Annotated in this window: 23 protein-coding genes; 17 read left to right on the forward strand and 6 right to left on the reverse strand. The window is 67.7% G+C overall.

The window, feature by feature from the left end:
- Positions 1-100: 100 nt before the first annotated feature.
- The 3 genes from ACTIFS_RS12070 to ACTIFS_RS12080 all read right to left on the reverse strand — a co-directional run bounded on the left by ACTIFS_RS12070 (position 101) and on the right by ACTIFS_RS12080 (position 3,536).
- Positions 101-1,573, reverse strand: a complete 1,473-nt coding sequence (locus ACTIFS_RS12070; RefSeq protein ID WP_439574354.1) for a sigma-54-dependent transcriptional regulator — start codon at positions 1,571-1,573, stop codon at positions 101-103.
- A 103-nt stretch (positions 1,574-1,676) separates the two neighbouring features.
- A complete protein-coding gene (locus ACTIFS_RS12075; protein ID WP_439574355.1) occupies positions 1,677-2,693 on the reverse strand; it encodes a glycosyltransferase family 4 protein in 1,017 nt (338 codons plus the stop codon).
- Positions 2,694-2,705: 12 nt separating this feature from the next.
- On the reverse strand, positions 2,706-3,536 hold the full coding sequence (locus ACTIFS_RS12080) for a UDP-2,3-diacylglucosamine diphosphatase (protein ID WP_439574356.1): 831 nt from the start codon (positions 3,534-3,536) through the stop codon (positions 2,706-2,708).
- A 217-nt stretch (positions 3,537-3,753) separates the two neighbouring features.
- Here ACTIFS_RS12080 and ACTIFS_RS12085 point away from each other — a divergent pair, with 217 nt between their 5' ends.
- From ACTIFS_RS12085 to ACTIFS_RS12120, 8 genes are all read left to right on the forward strand, one after another.
- On the forward strand, positions 3,754-4,437 hold the full coding sequence (locus tag ACTIFS_RS12085; RefSeq protein ID WP_439574357.1) for a class I SAM-dependent methyltransferase: 684 nt from the start codon (positions 3,754-3,756) through the stop codon (positions 4,435-4,437).
- Between the two features lie 134 nt (positions 4,438-4,571).
- A complete protein-coding gene (locus tag ACTIFS_RS12090) occupies positions 4,572-6,404 on the forward strand; it encodes a M3 family oligoendopeptidase (protein WP_439574358.1) in 1,833 nt (610 codons plus the stop codon).
- Positions 6,404-6,814: an ester cyclase gene (locus tag ACTIFS_RS12095; RefSeq protein ID WP_439574359.1), complete on the forward strand. Its 411-nt coding sequence runs from the start codon at positions 6,404-6,406 to the stop codon at positions 6,812-6,814. Before ACTIFS_RS12090 ends, ACTIFS_RS12095 begins: the two co-directional genes overlap by 1 nt.
- A complete protein-coding gene (locus ACTIFS_RS12100; RefSeq protein ID WP_439574360.1) occupies positions 6,804-7,259 on the forward strand; it encodes a hypothetical protein in 456 nt (151 codons plus the stop codon). The genes ACTIFS_RS12095 and ACTIFS_RS12100 overlap by 11 nt, the downstream gene beginning before the upstream one ends.
- Positions 7,260-7,310: 51 nt before the next feature.
- Entirely contained in the window at positions 7,311-7,583 is a 273-nt protein-coding gene (locus tag ACTIFS_RS12105; protein ID WP_439574361.1) for an AbrB/MazE/SpoVT family DNA-binding domain-containing protein, read from the forward strand.
- On the forward strand, positions 7,580-7,966 hold the full coding sequence (locus ACTIFS_RS12110; protein ID WP_439574362.1) for a type II toxin-antitoxin system death-on-curing family toxin: 387 nt from the start codon (positions 7,580-7,582) through the stop codon (positions 7,964-7,966). The genes ACTIFS_RS12105 and ACTIFS_RS12110 overlap by 4 nt, the downstream gene beginning before the upstream one ends.
- A gap of 62 nt (positions 7,967-8,028) precedes the next feature.
- Positions 8,029-9,393, forward strand: a complete 1,365-nt coding sequence (locus ACTIFS_RS12115) for an ABC1 kinase family protein (protein WP_439574363.1) — start codon at positions 8,029-8,031, stop codon at positions 9,391-9,393.
- Positions 9,394-9,402: 9 nt separating this feature from the next.
- Positions 9,403-9,762 (forward strand): DUF4031 domain-containing protein, encoded by a 360-nt coding sequence (locus ACTIFS_RS12120; protein WP_439574364.1) that lies wholly within the window; start codon positions 9,403-9,405, stop codon positions 9,760-9,762.
- Here ACTIFS_RS12120 and ACTIFS_RS12125 read toward each other — a convergent pair.
- Positions 9,672-10,331 carry a TetR/AcrR family transcriptional regulator gene (locus ACTIFS_RS12125; RefSeq protein ID WP_439574365.1) on the reverse strand — a complete coding sequence of 220 codons (660 nt, stop codon included), beginning with the start codon at positions 10,329-10,331 and terminating at the stop codon, positions 9,672-9,674. The genes ACTIFS_RS12120 and ACTIFS_RS12125 overlap by 91 nt on opposite strands.
- 100 nt (positions 10,332-10,431) lie before the next feature.
- Here ACTIFS_RS12125 and ACTIFS_RS12130 point away from each other — a divergent pair, with 100 nt between their 5' ends.
- The 7 genes from ACTIFS_RS12130 to ACTIFS_RS12160 all read left to right on the forward strand — a co-directional run bounded on the left by ACTIFS_RS12130 (position 10,432) and on the right by ACTIFS_RS12160 (position 16,160).
- Entirely contained in the window at positions 10,432-11,124 is a 693-nt protein-coding gene (locus ACTIFS_RS12130; protein WP_439574366.1) for a DAPG hydrolase family protein, read from the forward strand.
- A 102-nt stretch (positions 11,125-11,226) separates the two neighbouring features.
- Positions 11,227-12,189 (forward strand): 4-hydroxy-3-methylbut-2-enyl diphosphate reductase, encoded by a 963-nt coding sequence (gene ispH, locus ACTIFS_RS12135; protein ID WP_439574618.1) that lies wholly within the window; start codon positions 11,227-11,229, stop codon positions 12,187-12,189.
- An 11-nt stretch (positions 12,190-12,200) separates the two neighbouring features.
- The gene (locus tag ACTIFS_RS12140) at positions 12,201-13,163 is read left to right on the forward strand and encodes a homoserine kinase (protein ID WP_439574367.1); all 963 of its coding nucleotides are present in this window, start codon (positions 12,201-12,203) and stop codon (positions 13,161-13,163) included.
- A complete protein-coding gene (gene rnhA, locus ACTIFS_RS12145) occupies positions 13,160-13,630 on the forward strand; it encodes a ribonuclease HI (RefSeq protein ID WP_439574368.1) in 471 nt (156 codons plus the stop codon). Before ACTIFS_RS12140 ends, rnhA begins: the two co-directional genes overlap by 4 nt.
- Before the next feature lie 5 nt (positions 13,631-13,635).
- Entirely contained in the window at positions 13,636-14,244 is a 609-nt protein-coding gene (locus tag ACTIFS_RS12150; RefSeq protein ID WP_439574369.1) for a LysE family translocator, read from the forward strand.
- 70 nt (positions 14,245-14,314) lie between these two features.
- Positions 14,315-14,818: a cupin domain-containing protein gene (locus ACTIFS_RS12155; RefSeq protein WP_439574370.1), complete on the forward strand. Its 504-nt coding sequence runs from the start codon at positions 14,315-14,317 to the stop codon at positions 14,816-14,818.
- 145 nt (positions 14,819-14,963) lie between these two features.
- A complete protein-coding gene (locus ACTIFS_RS12160) occupies positions 14,964-16,160 on the forward strand; it encodes a CaiB/BaiF CoA transferase family protein (protein WP_439574371.1) in 1,197 nt (398 codons plus the stop codon).
- Positions 16,161-16,164: 4 nt separating this feature from the next.
- Here ACTIFS_RS12160 and ACTIFS_RS12165 read toward each other — a convergent pair whose 3' ends face one another.
- Entirely contained in the window at positions 16,165-16,650 is a 486-nt protein-coding gene (locus tag ACTIFS_RS12165; RefSeq protein ID WP_439574372.1) for a peroxiredoxin, read from the reverse strand.
- A gap of 123 nt (positions 16,651-16,773) precedes the next feature.
- Entirely contained in the window at positions 16,774-17,652 is an 879-nt protein-coding gene (locus tag ACTIFS_RS12170; RefSeq protein ID WP_439574373.1) for a protein-disulfide reductase DsbD domain-containing protein, read from the reverse strand.
- Positions 17,653-17,750: 98 nt separating this feature from the next.
- On the opposite strand from ACTIFS_RS12170, the gene ACTIFS_RS12175 reads away from it, so the two are divergent.
- Together ACTIFS_RS12175 and pyk are read left to right on the forward strand one after the other, a co-directional pair.
- Positions 17,751-18,371, forward strand: a complete 621-nt coding sequence (locus ACTIFS_RS12175) for a YqgE/AlgH family protein (protein WP_439574374.1) — start codon at positions 17,751-17,753, stop codon at positions 18,369-18,371.
- Positions 18,372-18,460: 89 nt separating this feature from the next.
- A complete protein-coding gene (gene pyk / locus ACTIFS_RS12180; RefSeq protein WP_439574375.1) occupies positions 18,461-19,894 on the forward strand; it encodes a pyruvate kinase in 1,434 nt (477 codons plus the stop codon).
- The last annotated feature ends 1 nt before the right edge of the window (position 19,895 follow it).

The following is a 19,895-nucleotide window of genomic DNA, read 5'->3' on the forward strand; positions in this document are numbered from 1 at the left end:
CCACACCCGGCGGGATGCCGAGTTTCGACCATGCGCATGCCCCGGAATCAACCCGCGGGCCCCCGCCTTCCATCAATTCGAAGTCAGCGAGGATTTGCAGTCACACCTGTTCCTCGTCACGATCCTCGATGCCCAATTCCTTGAGCTTGCGGTACAAAGTCGAACGGCCGATACCCAGACGGCGCGCCACCTGCGACATCTGACCGCGATAATGGTCGATGGCGAAGCGGATCGCCTCGGTCTCCAGCGCCTCCATCGTGCGCGCATGTCCGGCCTCGTCGAGGAGGCCGATCGAAGCCCCCGTCACGATCATGGCAGGCTGGGCCATGGCTCCCGGCTGAAGCGCGGGGGCCGCCACGACCGGCGGTGCCAGCGGCACCACCACCTCATAGCCGTCGACCTGCGCGGCGATCTGGGGGAAGTCGGCGACGGACAACTCGTCCCCGTCGCACAGGACGACCGCGCGGAACACGGCGTTCTCCAATTGACGAACATTGCCCGGCCACGGATAGGCGCTGAGGAGGCCAAGCACGGCGGGCTGGACCGCGCGGATTCGCTTGCCCTCCTCCACCGAGATGCGGGCGAGGAAGTGCCGGACGAGATCGGGAATGTCCTCCGCGCGCTCGCGCAGCGGCGGCAGGGTGATCGGGAAGACGCAGAGGCGGTAGTAGAGGTCCTCTCGGAACCGGCCCTCTTTCACCGCCCGGATGAGATCGCGGTTGGTGGCCGAGATGATGCGGATATCGACCTTGACGGAGCGCTTGGCCCCGACCGGATCGACCTCGCCTTCCTGAATGGCGCGCAGCAGCTTGACCTGGGTCTCCAGCGGCAGTTCGCCCACCTCGTCGAGGAACAGCGTGCCGCCATGGGCCTCGACGAACTTGCCGGTGTGTTTCTCGGTGGCGCCGGTGAAGGCGCCCTTCTCGTGGCCGAACAGGATGCTCTCGACGAGGTTCTGCGGGATCGCACCGCAATTGACCGCGACGAAGGCCTTGGAGCGCCGCTCTCCCGAGCCGGCAATGGCACGCGCCAGAAGCTCCTTGCCGACGCCGCTCTCGCCCTCGATCATCACCGGGATCATGGAGCCGGCCGCCTTCTCGGCGACCTTCAGCACCGGCTGCATGCGCGGCGAGCGGGTGACGATGTCCTTGAAGGTCATCGTGCCCTCGACCTTGCGCTTCAGCCGCTGCACTTCGGCTGCCAGCGCCTCGGTCTTCAGCGCGTTGCGGATCGACACGGACAGGCGTTCGGCACCGACCGGCTTGACCACGAAATCGGTCGCGCCCGCGCGCATGGCATTGACCACCGTGTCGATGCCGCCCTGGCTGGTCTGGACGATGACCGGCTTGACGAGCCCCTCTTCGCGCATGGCCGCCAGCACGCCCATTCCGTCACGCTCGGGCATGACAAGATCGAGGAGAACGAGATCGACGGTCTCACCCTCCTCCCGCAGCATCTGCAGGGCCTGTTCGCCGTTCTCGCAGATGCGCGCGTCATGGCCGAGCTTGCGCACCATGGCTTCCACCAGGCGGCGCTGGACCGGATCGTCGTCGCAGATGAGGACAGTCGTCATGTGATGCACTTTCCCGCCGAAACCCAGTGTTTCGATTCGGGAAAAGGTGGTCGTCCGCCGTTAAGGGCGGGTTAATCGGCCGTAAGCGGGCTGTGCCGATTTGTCATGCGGCGGCCGCAAGCGCGGGAAAAGGCGCCAGAGCATCGGCAAACTGCCGGGCTGCCGCCTCCCAGGTCCGCCCCTCGGCGATGACCCGGCATTGGGCGCGATCAAGCCTCAGAGCACCGCGGATGGCCCTGGCAAGGTCGTCATCCATGACGCCGGCGCCCGGTTCGGCGAGCACGTCGAGCGGCCCCGGAACCGGGAAGGCCGCCACGGGAAGGCCGCTCGCCAGCGCCTCCTGCATGACATTGCCATAGGTGTCGGTCCGGCTCGGAAAGACGAAGACATCGGCCGCGGCATAGATGCGGGCAAGGTCCTCGCCCGTGCGGGCCCCGAGAAACACGGTGCCGGGGAACCGCTTCGCCAGTTCAGCGCGCTGCGGACCGTCCCCGACGACGACCTTGGTGCCAGGCAGGTTCAGCGACAGGAAGGCTTCGAGGTTCTTCTCCACGGCCAGCCTGCCGACCGACAACATGATCGGCCGTGGCAGGTCGAGCCTTGCGTCCGGCCGCGGCCGGAACAGGTCTGCATCCACCCCGCGCGACCACAGCACGAGATGACCAAACCCGTGCGCCTCCAGTTCGGCGCGCACCGAGGCTGTCGGCACGAGCGTGCGCACGGCCGGGGCGTGAAAGCGGTTCAGGGCGCGGTAGGTCCACCCCTCCGGAACGGGCACGCGGGCGCGGATATAATCAGGATAGCGGGTGTGAAAGCTGGTCGTGAACGGCAGGCCGCGCGACCGGCACCAGCGCCGCGCGGCCAGGCCGACCGGACCCTCGGTGGCGATATGGACGGCCTCGGGCGAGAGCTCGTCCAGCCGCGCCGCAATCGCCGCCCCTGCGCCGATGGCAAGGCGGATGTCCGGATAGGTCGGCAGCGGCAGGGTCGCGAGCCCCTGCGGCGTCACGAAATGCGGGTCGATGCCGAGTGCCGGCAGCCTGCGCGCGGTCTCGCCCAGCGACCGGACGACGCCGTTGATCTGCGGTTCCCAGGCGTCGGTGGCGATCGCCAGCCTCAAGGTCGCAGCCTTTCACACGCCCAGCGGCGATCGGCCCGGGATCGGCAGCGGCAGCGGGATGTCCGGCAGCGCCTCCTCCTCCGCGACAAGGCTCGGCGAGGCATGCACCGCCGTCCAGCGGACGATCTCGAAGCGGCCGTCATAGCCCTCCACGAGGGCACAGCAGCTTTCCACCCAGTCGCCGCAGTTCATGTAGCGGATGCCGAGCTGGTCATGGATGGCGGCATGATGGATGTGGCCGCAGATGACGCCGTCCACCTTCTGGCGCTTCGCCTCGGTGGCCAGGGCCTCCTCGAAGGCGCCGATGAAATTGACCGCCTTTTTCACCTTCAGCTTCGCCCAAGCCGACAGCGACCAGTAGGTCAGACCGAGCTTGCGGCGGACGAGATTGACCCACCGGTTGCAATAGAGCGCGGCGTCATAGGCCCAGTCACCCATGAGGGCGAGCCAGCGGGCATGCATCACCACCACGTCGAAGGTGTCGCCGTGAATGACCAGGAAGCGCTGACCGTCGGCAGCCTCGTGAACGGCCTGGTCCATCACCTCGATGCCGCCGAAATGCGTGCCGAAATAGTCGCGCATGAACTCATCGTGATTGCCGGGCAGGTAGATGATCTGGCTGCCCTTGCGCACGGTGCGCAGCAGCTTCTGCACGACGTCATTGTGCGACTGGGGCCAGTACCAGCCGCGCCGGAGCTGCCAGCCGTCGACGATATCGCCGACGAGATAGATCACGTCGGCATCGTTGTGGCGGAGGAAGTCGATCAGGAGCTGGGCCTGGCAGCCGCGTGCGCCCAGATGAACGTCCGAGATGAATATGGCCCTGTGCCGCTTCTGCGCCATCAATCCGGCTCCGGAAGACTGAGCGATTTTGCGGAGCAACATCAGATTCCCGTAGCGCTTTTGTGACACCTCAACAGGCCTCCATGCGGCCCGCCGGGCAGGTGTCGTGGAACTGTCGCACGCCCTTGCTAGCGCTGGAACGACCAGGGTGGCCGCAGCGGCGAATCGCCGCGGGCACGCTGTGAAATTGGTTCCAAGCCACCCAGGGAGCCCAGCCATGGCCGGCGATCTCGACCGCGACACGATGCAGCGGGCCTATGCCCGGTGGGCGCCCATCTATGATGCGGTCTGCGGTCCAGTCTTCGAGAAGGGACGGCGGGCCGCGACGGCCGCCGCCATGCAGGCCGGCGGCCGGATCCTCGAGGTCGGCGTGGGCACGGGCCTGTCGTTCGGCGATTATGACGCCTCGACCGAAATCTACGGCATCGACCTCTCGGAACCCATGATCGCCAAGGCCCGGGACCGCATGGCGAGCGGGGCTTTTCCCCATGTGCGCGACGTGCGGGTCATGGACGCCCATGACCTCGACTTTCCGGACAGCTTTTTCGACTGCGTGGTCGCGCAGTTCCTCATCACGCTGGTGGAACGGCCGGAGCGGGTGCTGGACGAGATGGCCCGCGTGGTGAAGCCGGGAGGCGAGATCATCCTCGTCAATCACCTCTATTCCGAGCGCGGCCTGGCCGCGGCCATCGAGCGCTGGTTCTCCCGCCACGCGCACACATTCGGCCTCCGGCCGGAGTTCCCCTTCCAGCGCCTGCAGGACTGGGCCGCGGGCAGCGGCCGCGCGCAGGTGATCGAGCGCCGCCGGGTCGCCCCGATGGGCGTCTACACGCTCGTGCGCTTCCGGCGCCTCGCCGAGGGCGAGCAGGCCTGGGCGCCGGCTGCCAGCATGAGCGCCTGACCTGCAGCCCCGGCCGTTGCCCGAATACAACGGCCGCGCTCTCCCGCCTCCTCCGGCCGATCCGCCACGTTGAACCGGCGCGCCACTTTGCCCATACCGGGCAGGATCGACATCGGGAGGCGGAGACGAGATCCATGCGCCGGAAAGTCCGGGATACCGCGTCCAGCGCGGCAAGTGCGGCCGGTCCGTTCGGGGACCTGCCGGAGTGGAACCTTGGGCACCTCTATCCGGCGATGACCGCGCCGGAGGTGAAGTCCGACCTCGACTGGTCCGAGGCCGAGGCCCTCGCCTTCGAGGCCGCCTACAAGGGCACGCTTGCCGAAAGGCTCAACGCCACCGATGCCGGCGCGGACCTCGCCGCAGCCATCCGCCGTTATGAAGCCCTGGAGGACCGTCTCGGCCGCCTCGCCTCGTTTGCCGGCCTTGTCTATGCGGGCGATACCACCGATCCGGCGCGTGCCAAGTTCTATGGCGACGTGCAGGAGAAGATCACGGCGATCTCCTCGCACCTGCTGTTCTTCACGCTGGAGCTCAACCGGCTCGATGATGCGCTGATGGACCAGGCCCTGGCCAACCCGCAGCTTGCACACTGGCGTCCATGGATCGAGGACCTGCGCAAGGACAAGCCGTTCCAGCTCGAGGATCGCATCGAGAAGCTTTTCCACGAGAAGGCCATGACCGGCCGCGCGGCGTGGAACCGGCTGTTCGACGAGACAATCGCTGCGCTGCGCTTTTCCATCGGCGACCAGAAGCTGCCGCTCGAGCCGACACTGAACCTGCTCCAGGACCCGGCTGAGGCGCGCCGCAAGGAGGCCGCAGACGCGCTGGCCACCACCTTCCGGGACAACCTGCGCACCTTCACGCTGATCACCAACACGCTGGCCAAGGACAAGGAGATTTCCGACCGCTGGCGGGGCTTCGAAGACGTTGCCGATGGCCGGCATCTGTCCAACCGCGTCGAGCGCGAGGTGGTCGATGCGCTGGTCGCGTCCGTCACCGACGCCTATCCGCGCCTGTCGCACCGCTATTACAAGCTGAAAGCGAAATGGTTCGGCCGCGAGACCCTGTCGCACTGGGACCGCAACGCCCCGCTGCCGAAGGTCGATACGACGCCGATCCCGTGGAACCGGGCCCGCGACACCGTGCTCACCGCCTATGCCGGCTTCGACCGGTCCATGGCCGATGTCGCCCGCCGCTTCTTCGACGAGGGCTGGATCGACGCGCCGGTTCGGCCCGGAAAGGCGCCGGGCGCCTTCTCGCACCCGACCGTGCCCTCCGCCCATCCCTACGTGCTGGTCAACTACCAAGGCAAACCGCGCGATGTGATGACGTTGGCCCATGAACTCGGACATGGCGTCCACCAGGTGCTCGCCGCCCCCAACGGCGCGCTGATGGCGCCGACACCGCTGACGCTTGCCGAGACCGCATCGGTCTTCGGAGAGATGCTGACCTTCCGTGCCCTGCTCGAGGCCGCCACCGAACCGGCGCAGCGCAAGGCGCTGCTTGCCTCCAAGGTGGAGGACATGATCAACACGGTGGTGCGCCAGATCGCCTTCTATTCCTACGAGCGCAAGGTGCATCTGGCCCGCCGCGAGGGCGAACTGACCACCGACGACATCTGCGCGACCTGGATGTCGGTACAGTCGGAGAGCCTGGGGCCCGCAATCGAACTGAAGCCGGGCTACGAGACCTTCTGGGCCTATATCCCGCACTTCATCCACTCGCCGTTCTATGTCTATGCCTATGCCTTCGGCGACTGTCTGGTGAACTCGCTCTACGCGGTCTACGAGACCTCCTCTTCCGGGTTCGCCGAGCGCTATCTCGCCATGCTCGCGGCAGGCGGCACCCGGCACCATGCGGACCTGCTCGCCCCCTTCGGCCTCGACGCGCGCGACCCGGCCTTCTGGCAGGGCGGCATCGGCGTCCTCGCCCGGCTGATCGACGAACTGGAGGCTATGGAAGCGTGATGTCGCACCAGATCGCGGTCGTCACGCGCTTCTACAAGGAGATGTGGGACCGGGCCGACAAGAGCCTGATCCCCTCGATCTTCCATCCGGATTTCACCTTCCGGGGGTCGCTCGGACCCGTACTCGTCGGCCACGACCAGTTCGCAGGCTATGTCGATTTCGTCACCGGCGCGCTCGGCGACTATACCAGCGACATCCTCGAACTGGTCGAGCAAGACAACCGGGTCGCCGGCCGCCTGCGCTTCCATGGCCATCATCGCAAGGAGCTCTTCGGATTCGCGCCGACGGGCAAGCATGTCGCCTGGGCCGGGGCGCCCTTCTTCACCTTCGAGGGCGACAGGGTCCGCGACCTGTGGGTGCTCGGCGACGTCCACGGCCTGATCGAGCAGTTGAAGGCCCATGCCGGCTGAACGGGACGCAGACGGCTTTGCGCTGATCTACCGCAACACACGCTTCCGGCGAGTGCGGTTCCTGCAACTGGTGTTCTGGGCGCCGGCCCTGTTCTTCCTGTGGCTTGCCTGGGCGACGCGGATCGAGGATCCGACCAACAACCACGTCGCTTCCCTCGTTCTGGCGCCTCTCTGCGCGCTCTTCGCGGTCGCTCTGGAAGTCTACCTTCGCCACTACGTCACCAGGGCATGGGTGTCGTCCGAGGCGGTCCGCATCGAGACGCTCGCAACGCTCGGGCGGCAGACCAGCACCTATCCGCTTGCCAACGTGACGTTCTCCGGCGAGCGCCGCAGCAACCCGCATGCGACCATGGCGGCGACGGGCTTCTGGCTGGACAATTCCTATTCGGCCATCCGCGTCCATGGCCGCCGCTGGCCGTTCATTCTGGACACGACGGTGGACTGAGGCGCGGAAAGACAGGCCGCGCACTCCATGTTATACGTTTCGTATAACGCGATGGAGGCCGCCGTGAACGATCAGCCGCGCAGGGGCGATACTGAAGGCTTCGTGCTGCAGGTTCGCAAAATCGGCAATTCGGTTGGTCTCATCCTGCCGAAGGAGCTTGTTGCGCGCGCCAACCTGCGGGAAGGCGACAGGCTTCATGTCGCGGAACTTGCGGACGGCTCCCTGCAACTGTCGGCCCGTGACCCGCATTTCGCCAAGGGAATGGAAAGCGCGGGCAAGGCCATCAGGCGCTACAGGAACGCGCTTGCGGAGCTTGCAAAGTGAGCGAGCCCGTCTGGCTGTCGACCGAACTCGTCATTGCGATCCACCACAAGCAATTGCGGGAGTTTGGCGGTCCCCAGGGAATTCGGGATCGGGGAATGCTGGAATCCGCGCTCGATCGTCCGCGGAACAAGTGGGCTTACGAAGGTGCGCAGCTGCCGGAAATGGCAGCCGCCCATGCCTACGGGATTGCTCGCAATCACCCGTTCGTGGACGGAAACAAGCGTGCGGCGCTGCTCGCCTTCGTTGTGTTCCTCGATCTCAACGGCGTCGACTTCGATGTTCCCGAAACGGAAATGGCTGCCATGATCCTTGCGCTCGCCGCCGGCGAGGTCGGCGACGAGGGGCTGACGCGCTGGATCAGGGACAATTGCCCGCCAGCCTGACAGCCCTCGCGCCATGCCGGCCAGCGCACTATCTGTACAGTGCACCACCGGCCGGAGATCCCATGAGCCAGCGCGACGAGGAAGCCAACCGCCTGACCGGCCGTCTGTCGCGCTATGCCCGGGTCGGCGCCAATGTCTCGGGCGCCGCGGCCTCCATAGCCGCCGCGCGCCTGTTCGGCTTCGGCCTCGACCGCGAGAAGAACGCCGCCGACCTGACCCGCGCACTCGGGGGCCTGAAGGGCCCGATCATGAAGGTCGCTCAGCTTCTGGCGACCATTCCCGAGGTGCTGCCGCCGGAATATGCCAACGAACTGCAGAAGCTCCAGTCAGAGGCCCCGCCCATGGGCCCGGCCTTCGTCAAGCGGCGCATGATGGCCGAGCTCGGCCCGGACTGGGAGCAACGCTTCGCCCATTTCGACAAGCTGCCGGCCGCCGCCGCCTCCCTCGGACAGGTCCACCGCGCGACCGCCCATGACGGCGCCCGCCTTGCCTGCAAGCTGCAATATCCCGACATGCAGTCGGCCGTTGAGGCCGACATCGCCCAGCTGGAAATCCTCTTCGCCCTGCATCGGCGCATGGACCCGGTGATCGACACGCGCGAGATCATCAAGGAAATCTCCGCGCGCGTGCGCGAGGAACTGGACTACCGGCGCGAGGCCAAGCATGCCGCGCTCTATGCCGGCGTACTCGACGACGAGCCGCTGGTGCGCGTGCCCGATGTCCATGCCGATCTGTCGACCGGGCGTCTGCTGACCCTCTCGTGGCTCGACGGCACGAAGATGCTGAGCCATGTCGATACCCCGCTCGCCATCCGCAACCGGCTCGCCACCGCCATGTTCCGCGCCTGGTGGCACCCGTTCACGTCGGTCGGCGTCATCCACGGCGACCCCCATCTCGGCAACTACACGGTGTTCGAGGACGCGGGTGAACCCGGCGGGATCAATCTGCTCGACTATGGCTGCGTGCGCATCTTTCCGCCCCGCTTCATCGCCGCGGTGATAGACCTGTACAAGGGGCTGGAAATCAACGACGAGGCGCGCGTCGTCCATGCCTACGAGACCTGGGGCTTCCGCAACCTGAAGCGCGACCTGATCGACGTTCTGAACGTCTGGGCCCGCTTCATCTACGGTCCCCTGCTCGACGACCGCGTGCGCTCCATCGCCGATGGCGTCGCGCCCGGCGCCTATGGCCGCCGCGAGGCCTTCCAGGTCCACCAGGCGCTGAAGGAGAAGGGGCCCATCACCATCCCGCAGGAATTCGTGCTGATGGACCGGGCCGCCATCGGCCTCGGCGGCGTGTTCCTGCACCTGAAGGCCGAGCTCAACTTCTACCGGCTCTACAATGAGGAGATCGAGCGCTTCAGCCTGGCGGAGGTCACAGCACGGCAGGACGCGGCTCTCGGCTCCGTCGGCCTGCAGGCCGCCTGAGGCCCGCCCGTGACGGTCTATGTCGATGAGGCGATCTGGCACTGGCAGGGGCTCAGGTGGTGCCACCTGCTCGCCGACACCGAGCAGGAGCTGCACGGTTTCGCCGCCCGCCTCGGCGTGCATCGCCTTGTCTATCAGGGTCCGCCGAAGACCACCGCCCCCCACTATGACCTGACCGCGTTCGAGCGGCGCAAGGCCATTGCCCTGGGCGCGAAAGTCTCCACGCGCCAGGAAATCGTCGCCGTCGTGCGGCGGGTCCGGGTGGCGCGGCCGGCCGCTCAGGCTCTGCCGCAGGCCGCGCGGAACAGCGCCACGATGGCCCCGATATCGCCGCCGGTCTCCCAGCCTCGCTCCGGCGCCAGCACATAGCGCGAGGCGAGATAGCCAAGGTTGAGGCTGAAGAAGAGCCCCGCCAGCGCTTGCGGGCTTGAGCCGGTTGCGATCAGGCCGCGCTCCTGCATGCTCGCCAGTTGCCGTTCCAGCGGCCCGAAGACCGCAGACATCCAGGCCGCTGAATAGCGCTGGCGAAAGCCGTCGTCGCGCAGCAGTTCCCGGACGATGACCCGGTAGGTGTCGGGCGAGCGGTCGGCCGCTGCGACCCGCTCCTCGAGAAACTGCCGGTGCCACCCGGCGAAGGTGTCCGGCGTGAACGGTTCGGCGCTGAGCACCCGCGCGAACGAGGCCTGCCGGACAAGCGCCAGCGAGGCATCCTCCACCACTGCCCGGACGAGGCCGTCCTTGCCGCCGAAATGCTTGAACAGCGTGCGTTCGGTGGTGCCTGCGCCGGCCGCGATCTCGCGCGTCGTGGCCCCTTCAACGCCACGTTCCGCGAACAGGCGCAGCGCTGCCGCCACGATGGCCGCCCGTTTCTCGGCAGAGGGCTTGCGCCCCGGAGGACGGCGCACGGGCCGTCCGCTGTCATCATCTGTGTCGGTCATCGTCGCTCATTTGTATTGTCCACGCTTTACATATAGCGACGGAGATGCTAGGGCAATCATATAGCGAATGCTTTACATATAACCGCCCAACGGAGACCCCATGTCCGCCGCTGCTGCCCTTCCCCTGCCCCGCCCGGTTGCCGTGCGCTTCCAGGGCCTTCCGGACCCGCTCGTCCTGCCCTTCCCCCTCAGGCCCGTCACATCGGCCGACACGGCCGTCGAGCACCTGCCCGACGGGCGTGTCCGCTACAGCATCCGCCACGATGTGCTGCGCGGGGTCACGCCGGCCATGCTGGCCTGGTGGTTCCGCAATCTGGAAGGCGACATCGCCTTCGGCGGGCAGCGCTACAACCGCTACCGGTTCTGGCACCCGCGCGACCATGTCCACATCAGCTATGCCCGCCGTCTGCCCGATGGCAGCGTCGGCCCCGGCGCGATCCTGCGGCTGATCGAGGTGCTCGGCCGCGACGAGCGGTTTCTGGTGGACACGCGCAGCCATATCGAGCGGCTGGACGAGGGCGGCTATGTCCACAATCCCGAATTCCACGGCAGGACCGGCTTCGCCCGCATGGAATACCGGTTCGAGCGGGTGGCTGGCGGCACGCTTTACGAGAACAGCCTGATCGTCGGTGCATCGGGACCGCTGCTGCGCCTCGCCAACCCCCTGGTCGCCCGCTTCGCCTTCTCGCCCGAAAAGGGCCAGGCCTGGTTTCGGCACAATGTCGAGGAAGTGGGACAGTTCGAGGCCTTCCTGCCGCGCCTCTACCATGAGGAGACTGGCCTGGGCGATTGAGTGGCGGGCGACCGGCGGGCCTCTGCGCTCCCGTTCGCCTTGACAGGCGGCGCGCTTGCCCCGAAACCGGGCACGCACCTCCTGGAGACCCCCTTGGCCAGCCTGGACACCAAGCCCCCGCTCACCATCCTGCTCTGCTCCCCGCGCGGCTTCTGTGCCGGCGTGGTGCGCGCCATCGATGCCGTCGAGCAGGCCCTCAAACTCTATGGCCCGCCGGTCTATGTCCGCCACGAGATCGTCCACAACCGCTTCGTGGTCGACAGCCTGAAGGCCAAGGGTGCCATCTTCGTCGAAGAACTGGCAGAAATCCCCGACACCGACGCCCCTGTCATCTTTTCCGCCCATGGCGTGCCGAAATCGGTTCCCGCCGAAGCCGAGACGCGCAATTTCCTCGCGATCGACGCCACCTGCCCGCTCGTCACCAAGGTGCATCGGGAGGCGGAGATCCACCACCGGCGCGGCCGCGAGGTGGTTCTTGTCGGCCATGCCCGCCATCCCGAAGTGGTCGGCACCATGGGCCAGTTGCCCCCCGGCGCGGTCACGCTGGTCGAGACGCTGGAGGATGCGCGGACCTTCACCCCGCGCGATGCGGCGGCGCTGGCCTTCGTCACCCAGACGACCCTGTCGGTTGACGACACGCGCGAGATCGTCGACTGCCTGCGCGCACGTTTCCCGGCCATTGTCGGCCCGCACAAGGAAGACATCTGCTACGCGACCACCAACCGCCAGGAGGCGGTGAAGCGCGTTGCCCCGCGGGTCGAGGCCATGATCGTGGTCGGTGCGCCGAACTCGTCCAATTCCCAGCGCCTGCGCGAGGTCGCCGAGCGCGAGGGCTGCCGCATCGCCGACCTGGTCCAGCGCGCCGCCGACATCGACTGGAGCCGCTTCGGTGCCGTCTCCTCGCTTGGCATCACCGCTGGCGCCTCGGCGCCCGAGGTGCTGGTCGAGGAGATCATCGCCGCCTTCGCCGCGCGCTTCGACGTGCGGGTGGAGACGGTATCCACCGCCGACGAGAGCGTCTTCTTCCCCCTGCCCCGACAACTCCGCCCCGACGCGGCGGCCTGAGACCGTCACCGATGGCCGTCTATACCGACGTCACAGCCGAGGACCTCTCGGCCCACCTGACCCGCTACGACATCGGCGAGTTGCTGTCCTTCAAGGGCATTGCCGAGGGCGTCGAGAACTCCAACTTCCTCGTCCACACCACGGCGGGCTCCTTCATCCTCACGCTCTACGAGAAGCGCGTGGATCCGGCGGACCTGCCCTTCTTCATCGGGTTGATGGAACATCTGAGCGCGCGCGGGCTGACCTGCCCGCAGCCGGTGAAGATGACGTCCGGCGAGGCGCTCGGCGAGCTTGCCGGCCGGCCGGCGGCGATCGTCACCTTTCTGGAAGGCCTGTGGATCCGTCGCCCGCAGGTGCATCACTGCGCGGCTGTCGGGCGGGCGCTGGCCGACCTGCACCTGGCGGGGGAGGGTTTCGCGCTGACCCGCCGCAACGCGCTTTCGGTCGGCGGCTGGAGACCCCTCTACGAGCGCGCGCGCGACCGGGCCGATACGGTTGCCACCGCGCTCGGCGCCACCATTGCCGAGGAACTGGAGCATTGCGAGCGCCACTGGCCGCAGGGCCTGCCGACCGGCGTGATCCATGCCGACCTGTTCAACGACAATGTCTTCTTCCTGAAGGACCGGCTCTCCGGGCTGATCGACTTCTACTTCGCCTGCAACGACATCCTGGCCTATGACCTTGCCATCTGCCTGAATGCCTGGTGCTTTTCGGCCGACTACGAGTTCGATTTTGCCAAGGGCTCGGCCATGATCGCAGCCTATCAGGCGGTGAGGCCGCTGGACGGCGCCGAACGGGCGGCCCTTCCGCTGCTCTGCCGCGGCTCGGCCCTACGCTTCCTGCTGACCCGGCTGGTCGACTGGCTGAACGTGCCGCCGGGAGCCGTCGTGACGCCGAAGGATCCGCTCGAATATTTCAAGAAACTCCGTTTCCACCGCAAGGTGGTCTCGGCGACCGAATACGGCCTGTCATGACCGCCGCCGCCAGCCCCGCCGCCCGCCGCGTCGACATCTTCACCGACGGCGCCTGCTCGGGAAATCCGGGGCCGGGAGGCTGGGGCGCCATCCTGCGCTGGGGCGACCAGGTGAAGGAACTGTCCGGCGGCGAGGCCGTGACCACCAACAACCGCATGGAACTGATGGCGGCCATCAGCGCGCTGGAGGCCCTCAAGCGCCCGACCCGGGTCGATCTTCATACCGACAGCCAGTATGTGAAGAACGGCATCCTGACATGGATCCATGGCTGGAAGCGCAATGGCTGGAAAACCGCCGACAGGAAGCCCGTGAAGAACGCCGATCTCTGGGAGCGCCTCGACGACCTGCGCGACCTGCATGACGTGACATGGCACTGGGTCAAGGGCCATGCCGGGCACCCCGAGAACGAGCGTGCGGACGAACTGGCGCGGCAGGGCATGGCGCCGTTCAAGCCCGCCGGGCGCTGACCGCCATGCTGGGCTTCCTCCTCACCTGCATCCTGGTGGAGATCACGCCCGGTCCGAACATGGCCACGCTGGCCGCGATGACTTTGGCGCGGGGGCGCAGGGCCGGGCTGTTTGCTGTCGCAGGCGTTGCGCTCGGCCTGTCCCTGATCGGAGCGCTGGCGGTTGCCGGGCTCGGCACGCTGGTCTCGTCCAGTCCCGTTCTCTACGAGACGCTGCGCTGGGCCGGCACGCTCTATCTACTCTGGCTCGCCTGGGAAACCTGGCGCGATGCCGGTGCAGACGACGGCGAGTTTGGTGGATCCCGGTCCGATACCGGCCTGCTCTGGCGCGGCTTCCTGACCAATGTTCTCAACCCCAAGGCCGCGGTCTTCTATGTCGCTGTCATGCCGGCCTTCATCGCGCCCGGCCCGCCGGCCGCCGTGATGGCGAGTTCGGCAGCCCATGCCGCGATCTTCGTGGCCGTGGCCACGACCATCCATGCCGGCATCGTTCTGGCCGCGGCACGGCTGGAGCCGGTACTGCGGCGCCGGGCCGGCATCGGGCGGGTGCGCCGCATTCTCGCCGTCCTGCTCGCCGTTGTGGCCGTCTGGCTGCTCTGGGCGACCCGGGTCTGATCCCGGCAAGGCTCTTGCGAGGCCGTTTCCGACCCGACGCGAATGTCCCGCGATGGAACAGGAGACATCCATGAGCCGTGCGCCCTTCGATGCGGCAAGTCTTGCCAGCCTCGATCTCGATCCGGCCCCTATCCGGCCCGAATGGATCATGGAGGGCCAGCCGGTCGCACGTTGTCGCCACTGGTCGGGCTCGTCCGACGGCACGACCAGCGCCATGGTTTGGGACTGCACGGCCGGCCGCTTCCGCTGGTTCTTCGGCGGCGACGAGATCGTCCACATCATCGAGGGCGAGGTGATCGTCTCGGGCGAGGGGACCGCCACGCGCCGGCTCGGCCCCGGCGATGCCGCCCTGTTCCGCGCCGGGACATGGTCCACGTGGCATGTGCCGCACTACGTCCGCAAACACGCCATCTGCCGCGACAGCCTGCCGGCCGCGATCACCCTGCCGCTGCGCGCGACGCGCCGGGCCGCCCGCATTTTGTCGAGGATCCGCGAGGCGCTCGCGAGCCGCGCGACCCTCCACCTGCCAGCCGGCCGCTTGCCATTGGCACTGGCCGTCCTGCTGGCGGCCTGACGCCGGCAGGCCGGTCTTTCGGCACGGTTGATCTTTTCGCTTGGTGAAGTAGCATTTCACTCAACGTCGAGCTGGCGCTGAGAGCGGAAGCTTTCGGCCCGAAGGCGTCCACCCTGACCGACGTCACCCTGCGCAGCACGGATCAATGCCCGGCCCCCTGACAGGCATCCGCATCCTCGACTTCTCCGCCGTTCTGTCCGGCCCCATGGCGACCGCCATGCTGGCCGACCAGGGCGCCGAGGTGATCAAGGTCGAGCCGCCCGAGGGCGACACGACGCGCATGATCGGTCCGTCCAGGGGCCGCATGTCCGCCATGTATATCGCAGCCAATCGCGGCAAGCGGTCGATCGTCATCGACCTGAAGCAGGAGGCCGGGCGCCAATTGGCCCTCTCGCTGGCGGCGCGCTGCGACGTGCTGGTGGAGAATTTCCGGCCCGGCGCGATGGCGCGGCTCGGGCTCGACCATGCGGCGGTCTCGGCCGTCACTCCGGCCATCGTCTACCTGTCCATCTCCGGCTTCGGCCAGAGCGGGCCGGACAGCGGGGCGCGGGTCTATGATTCCGTCGTGCAGGCCGTATCGGGCTTTGCGGCAGCCCATCGCGAGCCGGGTACGAAGGAGCCGATGCTGCTGGCCACGACCCTGTGCGACAAGCTCACCGCACTCACCGCCGCGCAGGCCATCACCGCCGCCCTGTTCGCGCGCGGGCGGGACGGCACCGGCCGCAGGATCGAGCTCTCCATGCTGGATGCTGCCCTGGCCTTCCAGTGGCCGGATGCGATGTACAATCACGTCTTCCTGGACGACCCGCCGCCGCCATTTCCCGAATTCGGCGCCAGTCAGCGGCTGTGGAAGACGGCTGACGGCCACCTCGCGACGATGGTGCCGCAGCAGGGCGAGTTCGCCGCCATGTGCGAGGGCCTCGGACGCCCGGACATCCCGAAGGACCCGCGCTTTGCCTCGCTCGCCATGCGCAGCCGCCATGCCGCGGAGATGAGGGCGGTCCTGGAACCGCTGTTCGCCACCCTGACCACGCAGGAGGCGCTGGCGCGCCTCAAGGCCACGGGCACGCCCGTCGGCCGGGTCAACGAGCGGGGCGACGTTATCACCGACCCGCAGGTCGTCCACAACGGCGCCATCGCCGAGATCGACAATGGCGCGGTCGGCCGGGTGCGCCTGGCGCGCGGCGCCGCCCGGTTCGATGGCGCCCTGGCGGACCTGCCGGGGCCGGCGCCCGATCTCGGCGCGGACAGCCGGGCCATCCTCGCCGATCTCGGATTTGGGGAAACGGAAATCGACCGGCTGGCCGCAGCCGGCACGATCCGGGTGCCCGCCAGCCGATAGTGCCTCAGAGCTGGCCGAGCAGGGCCGCGGCTCCGGACACTTCCGCCTGGCCGGGCTTGTCCTCGACGTTGAGCTTCTGGACCACGCCGTCCTTCACCAGCATCGAATAGCGCTTGGAGCGGATGCCCATGCCGAAGGCCGTCGAATCGTTCGACAGGCCGATGGCCTTGGCGAAATCGCCGTTGCCGTCCGCGAGAATGCCGACCTTGCCGGCCGCCCCGGACGCCTTCTGCCAGGCATCGAGCACGAACACGTCGTTGGTCGACGTGACGTAGATCGCATCCACCCCCTTGGCCCGGATGGCCTCGGCATTCTCGACATAGCCCGGCATGTGGTTCTTGTGACAGGTCGGGGTAAAGGCACCCGGCACGGCGAACAGCACCACGGTCTTGCCGGCAAAGACCTGCTCCGTCGTGCGGGCCCCCGGACCGTCATCGGTCATCGTCCGGAACGTGGCCTCGGGCAGCTTGGCGCCCACCTCAATGGTCATGGGGAACTCCTGCAATGGGTTGTGCCCTGCGCTGGGCTCGGCAACGCCGAGAGGCCGGACGCGGCAGACTTAAGGTGCGGATGCCGTCGCGTCGAGAGGCGCCGCATCGCCCTCTCGATGTCGTCAGGCGAGCCGCAGCCGCGCCTCCAGCGCCGCTGCCGCTGTCACGAGGGTGCAGGTCAGGTCCCGGCCCATCGGATCGATGCCGCGCGGCACGCCGTCGAGTTCCAACCGGAACCTGCGGGTCTCACCAGCCGCGTCGAGCACGGATGGCAGCGGCAGCGACCAGGTCTCCTCCGGCCCCTCGACAAAAAGATCAACGGGTCCCGTGGCCTGCCCGACCTTTGCCGTGAACAGCACCGCCGGGTGGCGGCCCGAGCGGTCGATACTGTCGATCGCCAGCGACAGGCCGGGCGCACCGGCCTGCGGCACGCGCGCGGCAAAGCCGCTGCGCAACCGGACGAGATCGGGGTCGGACGCCATGCCCGGCCGGCTCTTCAGCCGGGCCTCGGCCTTTGCCGGAATGCACATCCGGTCGCAGACGGCATAGGCGAGTTTCAGCCGCAGATCGACCGGCTGCGCCGGATCCTGCGGCCGGACCAGCAGCGGCAGCACCACATCGCGCTTGTAGCCGATGGAGAATCCATCGCCGTCCGCGAACCGGACCGGCGCCGGCCAGGAGACCGCGACATCGGCGAGGTTGGTCGAGCCCGACCAGTCGAACTGCGGCGGCACGCCCGAATCCCCCGGCGTGCGCCAATAGGTCTTGGTGCCCTCGTCGAGCCGTATCTCGAGACCAAGCAGATGGCGCAGCAAGGTGCCCTCACCTGTCGTGCCGGCCCCGATCAGCCGGGCCGACGACTTCAGGTCCTGCGACCAGGCGGAGGCTGCTGGCCCGGCAAGCGCCGCACCCGGCGCCATGAGGCCGGCCGCGAGCCCCGTGGTGAAAAGGCGGCGATCGATCATGTCGGCGATGTAGGGGGTCGAAAGGCCTTTGGCCACTGACGATCGCTTGAAGGCACCGGCGCGCAGCGATCACGTTCGCAGGCGCATGCCCGGTTGCTGTGGCGCAACACGACGATTGGCGTTAATCTGGCACCATGGCCAAGGGCAGGACGACACGCAAAGGTCTGGGCAATCCGCGCGGATATCTCGACGGACAGATGCTCATTGCCATGCCGACGATGCGCGACGATCGTTTCTCCCGGTCGGTGATCTACATGTGCGCCCATTCGTCCGACGGCGCCATGGGTATTGTCGTCAACCAGATGGCCTCGAACGTGGCCTTTCCCGACCTTCTCGTGCAACTCGACATCATTCCCGAGGATCGCAAGATCAACCTGCCCTCGGACGTCACCGGCGTGAACGTGCTGCGCGGCGGGCCGGTGGAGACCGGGCGGGGCTTCGTGCTGCACACCTCCGACTTCTATATCGAGAATTCCACGCTGCCGATTGACGAGGGCATCTGCCTGACCGCCACGCTGGACATCCTCAAGGCCATGGCCACGGGCGAAGGCCCGACCAATGCCGTGCTGGCGCTGGGTTATGCCGGCTGGGGCGCCGGCCAGCTCGAGAGCGAGATCCAGGCGAATGGCTGGCTGCATTGCGCTGCCGATCCGGACCTCATCTTCGGTTCGGATGTGGAAACCAAATACGAGCGCGCCATGCGCAAGATCGGCATCGACCCGGCCATGCTGTCGAGCGAGGCGGGCCGGGCGTAGGGACGCCACTGTCGCAGCCGTGCCGCGCGGCTGGCCTGCCGTCATGAATCGGGGCTAACCTGCCCGGAACCCCGGGAGCCAAGTGATTCATGCGTCGCCTGCGCCGAACCAAGATTCTCGCAACCCTCGGTCCCGCCTCGTCGACCCGCGAGCAGATCGCCGCGCTGTTCCATGCCGGTGCCGACGTGTTCCGCATCAACATGAGCCACACCGCGCATGACAAGCTGCGCGAGTTCGTGGAGACGATCCGGTCGATCGAGCATGAATTGCAGCGGCCGATCGGCATCCTGGCCGACCTGCAGGGACCGAAGCTGCGCGTCGGCACCTTTGCCGACGGGCCTGTCATGCTGTCGAACGGGGAGGCTTTCACCCTCGATTCCAATCCGGCACCGGGCAATGCGACGCGCGCGCACCTGCCGCATCCGGAAATCCTCGCCGCGCTGGAACCGGGTCATCGGCTGATCATCGACGACGGCAAGGTGGTGCTCCAGGCCGAGCACTGCACGCCGAAGAAGGCGGTCTGCCGGGTGATGGTCGGCGGAAAGGTCTCCGACCGCAAGGGCGTCAGCCTGCCCGACACGGAACTGCCGGTCTCCGCCCTCACCGAAAAGGACCGTTCCGACCTCGACGCGGCGCTGAATGCCGGCGTCGACTGGATCGCCCTGTCCTTCGTGCAGCGGCCGGAGGATGTGGCCGAGGTGAAGAAGATCGCGCGCGGGCGCGCGGCCGTCATGGCCAAGATCGAAAAGCCCCAGGCGGTCACCCGCCTTGCCGAGATCATGGATCTTGCCGATGCGCTGATGGTCGCCCGCGGCGACCTCGGCGTGGAGATGCCCATGGCCAAGGTGCCGGGCATCCAGAAGCAGATCACGCGGCTTGCCCGCCGCACCGGCAAGCCGGTGGTGGTGGCGACCCAGATGCTGGAGAGCATGATCACCGCGCCCGTGCCGACCCGCGCCGAGGTGTCGGACGTCGCCACCGCCGTGTTCGAGGGCGCCGATGCCATCATGCTCTCGGCGGAGAGCGCGGCCGGCCAGTACCCGGTCGAGGCGGTCACCATGATGAACCGCATCGCCGAGGAGGTGGAATCCGACCCGACCTACCGCGCGGTGATCCAGAACCAGCGCGCCGAGCCGGAAGCGACCGGCGCCGATGCCCTTGCGCTCGCCGCCCGCCAGATTGCCGAGACGCTGGACCTGTCCGCGATCGTCTGCTGGACCTCGTCCGGCTCGACGGCGCTCAGGGTGGCGCGCGAACGTGCCAAGCCCATCACCATCGCGCTCACCCCGAAGATCGCCACCGGCCGCCGCCTCGCCCTGCTCTGGGGCGTGCATTGCGTCGTCACCCAGGACGCCCGCGACCTCGACGACATGGTCTCGCGCGCCTGCCGCTTCGCCTTCCGCGAGGGGTTCGCCAAGCCAGGCCAGCGCATCATCGTGGTGGCCGGCGTGCCGCTGGGAACGCCGGGCGCGACCAACATGCTGCGCATCGCTTTCGTCGGCAGCGAGGCGGTGGACGTGTGAT

The organism is Phreatobacter sp. (genome assembly GCF_051860605.1).
Classification (GTDB): Bacteria; Pseudomonadota; Alphaproteobacteria; order Rhizobiales; family Phreatobacteraceae; genus Phreatobacter.

Bases quoted from the DNA above. Each gene is read 5' to 3' on its own strand.
- ACTIFS_RS12070 (WP_439574354.1), bottom strand. From the start codon at position 1,573: ATGACGACTGTCCTCATCTGCGACGACGATCCGGTCCAGCGCCGCCTG.
- ACTIFS_RS12080 (WP_439574356.1), bottom strand. From the start codon at position 3,536: ATGGCGCAGAAGCGGCACAGGGCCATATTCATCTCGGACGTTCATCTG.
- ACTIFS_RS12085 (WP_439574357.1), top strand. From the start codon at position 3,754: ATGGCCGGCGATCTCGACCGCGACACGATGCAGCGGGCCTATGCCCGG.
- ACTIFS_RS12090 (WP_439574358.1), top strand. From the start codon at position 4,572: ATGCGCCGGAAAGTCCGGGATACCGCGTCCAGCGCGGCAAGTGCGGCC.
- ACTIFS_RS12095 (WP_439574359.1), top strand. From the start codon at position 6,404: ATGTCGCACCAGATCGCGGTCGTCACGCGCTTCTACAAGGAGATGTGG.
- ACTIFS_RS12100 (WP_439574360.1), top strand. From the start codon at position 6,804: ATGCCGGCTGAACGGGACGCAGACGGCTTTGCGCTGATCTACCGCAAC.
- ACTIFS_RS12105 (WP_439574361.1), top strand. From the start codon at position 7,311: ATGGAGGCCGCCGTGAACGATCAGCCGCGCAGGGGCGATACTGAAGGC.
- ACTIFS_RS12115 (WP_439574363.1), top strand. From the start codon at position 8,029: ATGAGCCAGCGCGACGAGGAAGCCAACCGCCTGACCGGCCGTCTGTCG.
- ACTIFS_RS12125 (WP_439574365.1), bottom strand. From the start codon at position 10,331: ATGACCGACACAGATGATGACAGCGGACGGCCCGTGCGCCGTCCTCCG.
- ACTIFS_RS12130 (WP_439574366.1), top strand. From the start codon at position 10,432: ATGTCCGCCGCTGCTGCCCTTCCCCTGCCCCGCCCGGTTGCCGTGCGC.
- ACTIFS_RS12140 (WP_439574367.1), top strand. From the start codon at position 12,201: ATGGCCGTCTATACCGACGTCACAGCCGAGGACCTCTCGGCCCACCTG.
- rnhA (WP_439574368.1), top strand. From the start codon at position 13,160: ATGACCGCCGCCGCCAGCCCCGCCGCCCGCCGCGTCGACATCTTCACC.
- ACTIFS_RS12150 (WP_439574369.1), top strand. From the start codon at position 13,636: ATGCTGGGCTTCCTCCTCACCTGCATCCTGGTGGAGATCACGCCCGGT.
- ACTIFS_RS12155 (WP_439574370.1), top strand. From the start codon at position 14,315: ATGAGCCGTGCGCCCTTCGATGCGGCAAGTCTTGCCAGCCTCGATCTC.
- ACTIFS_RS12160 (WP_439574371.1), top strand. From the start codon at position 14,964: ATGCCCGGCCCCCTGACAGGCATCCGCATCCTCGACTTCTCCGCCGTT.
- ACTIFS_RS12165 (WP_439574372.1), bottom strand. From the start codon at position 16,650: ATGACCATTGAGGTGGGCGCCAAGCTGCCCGAGGCCACGTTCCGGACG.
- ACTIFS_RS12175 (WP_439574374.1), top strand. From the start codon at position 17,751: ATGGCCAAGGGCAGGACGACACGCAAAGGTCTGGGCAATCCGCGCGGA.
- pyk (WP_439574375.1), top strand. From the start codon at position 18,461: ATGCGTCGCCTGCGCCGAACCAAGATTCTCGCAACCCTCGGTCCCGCC.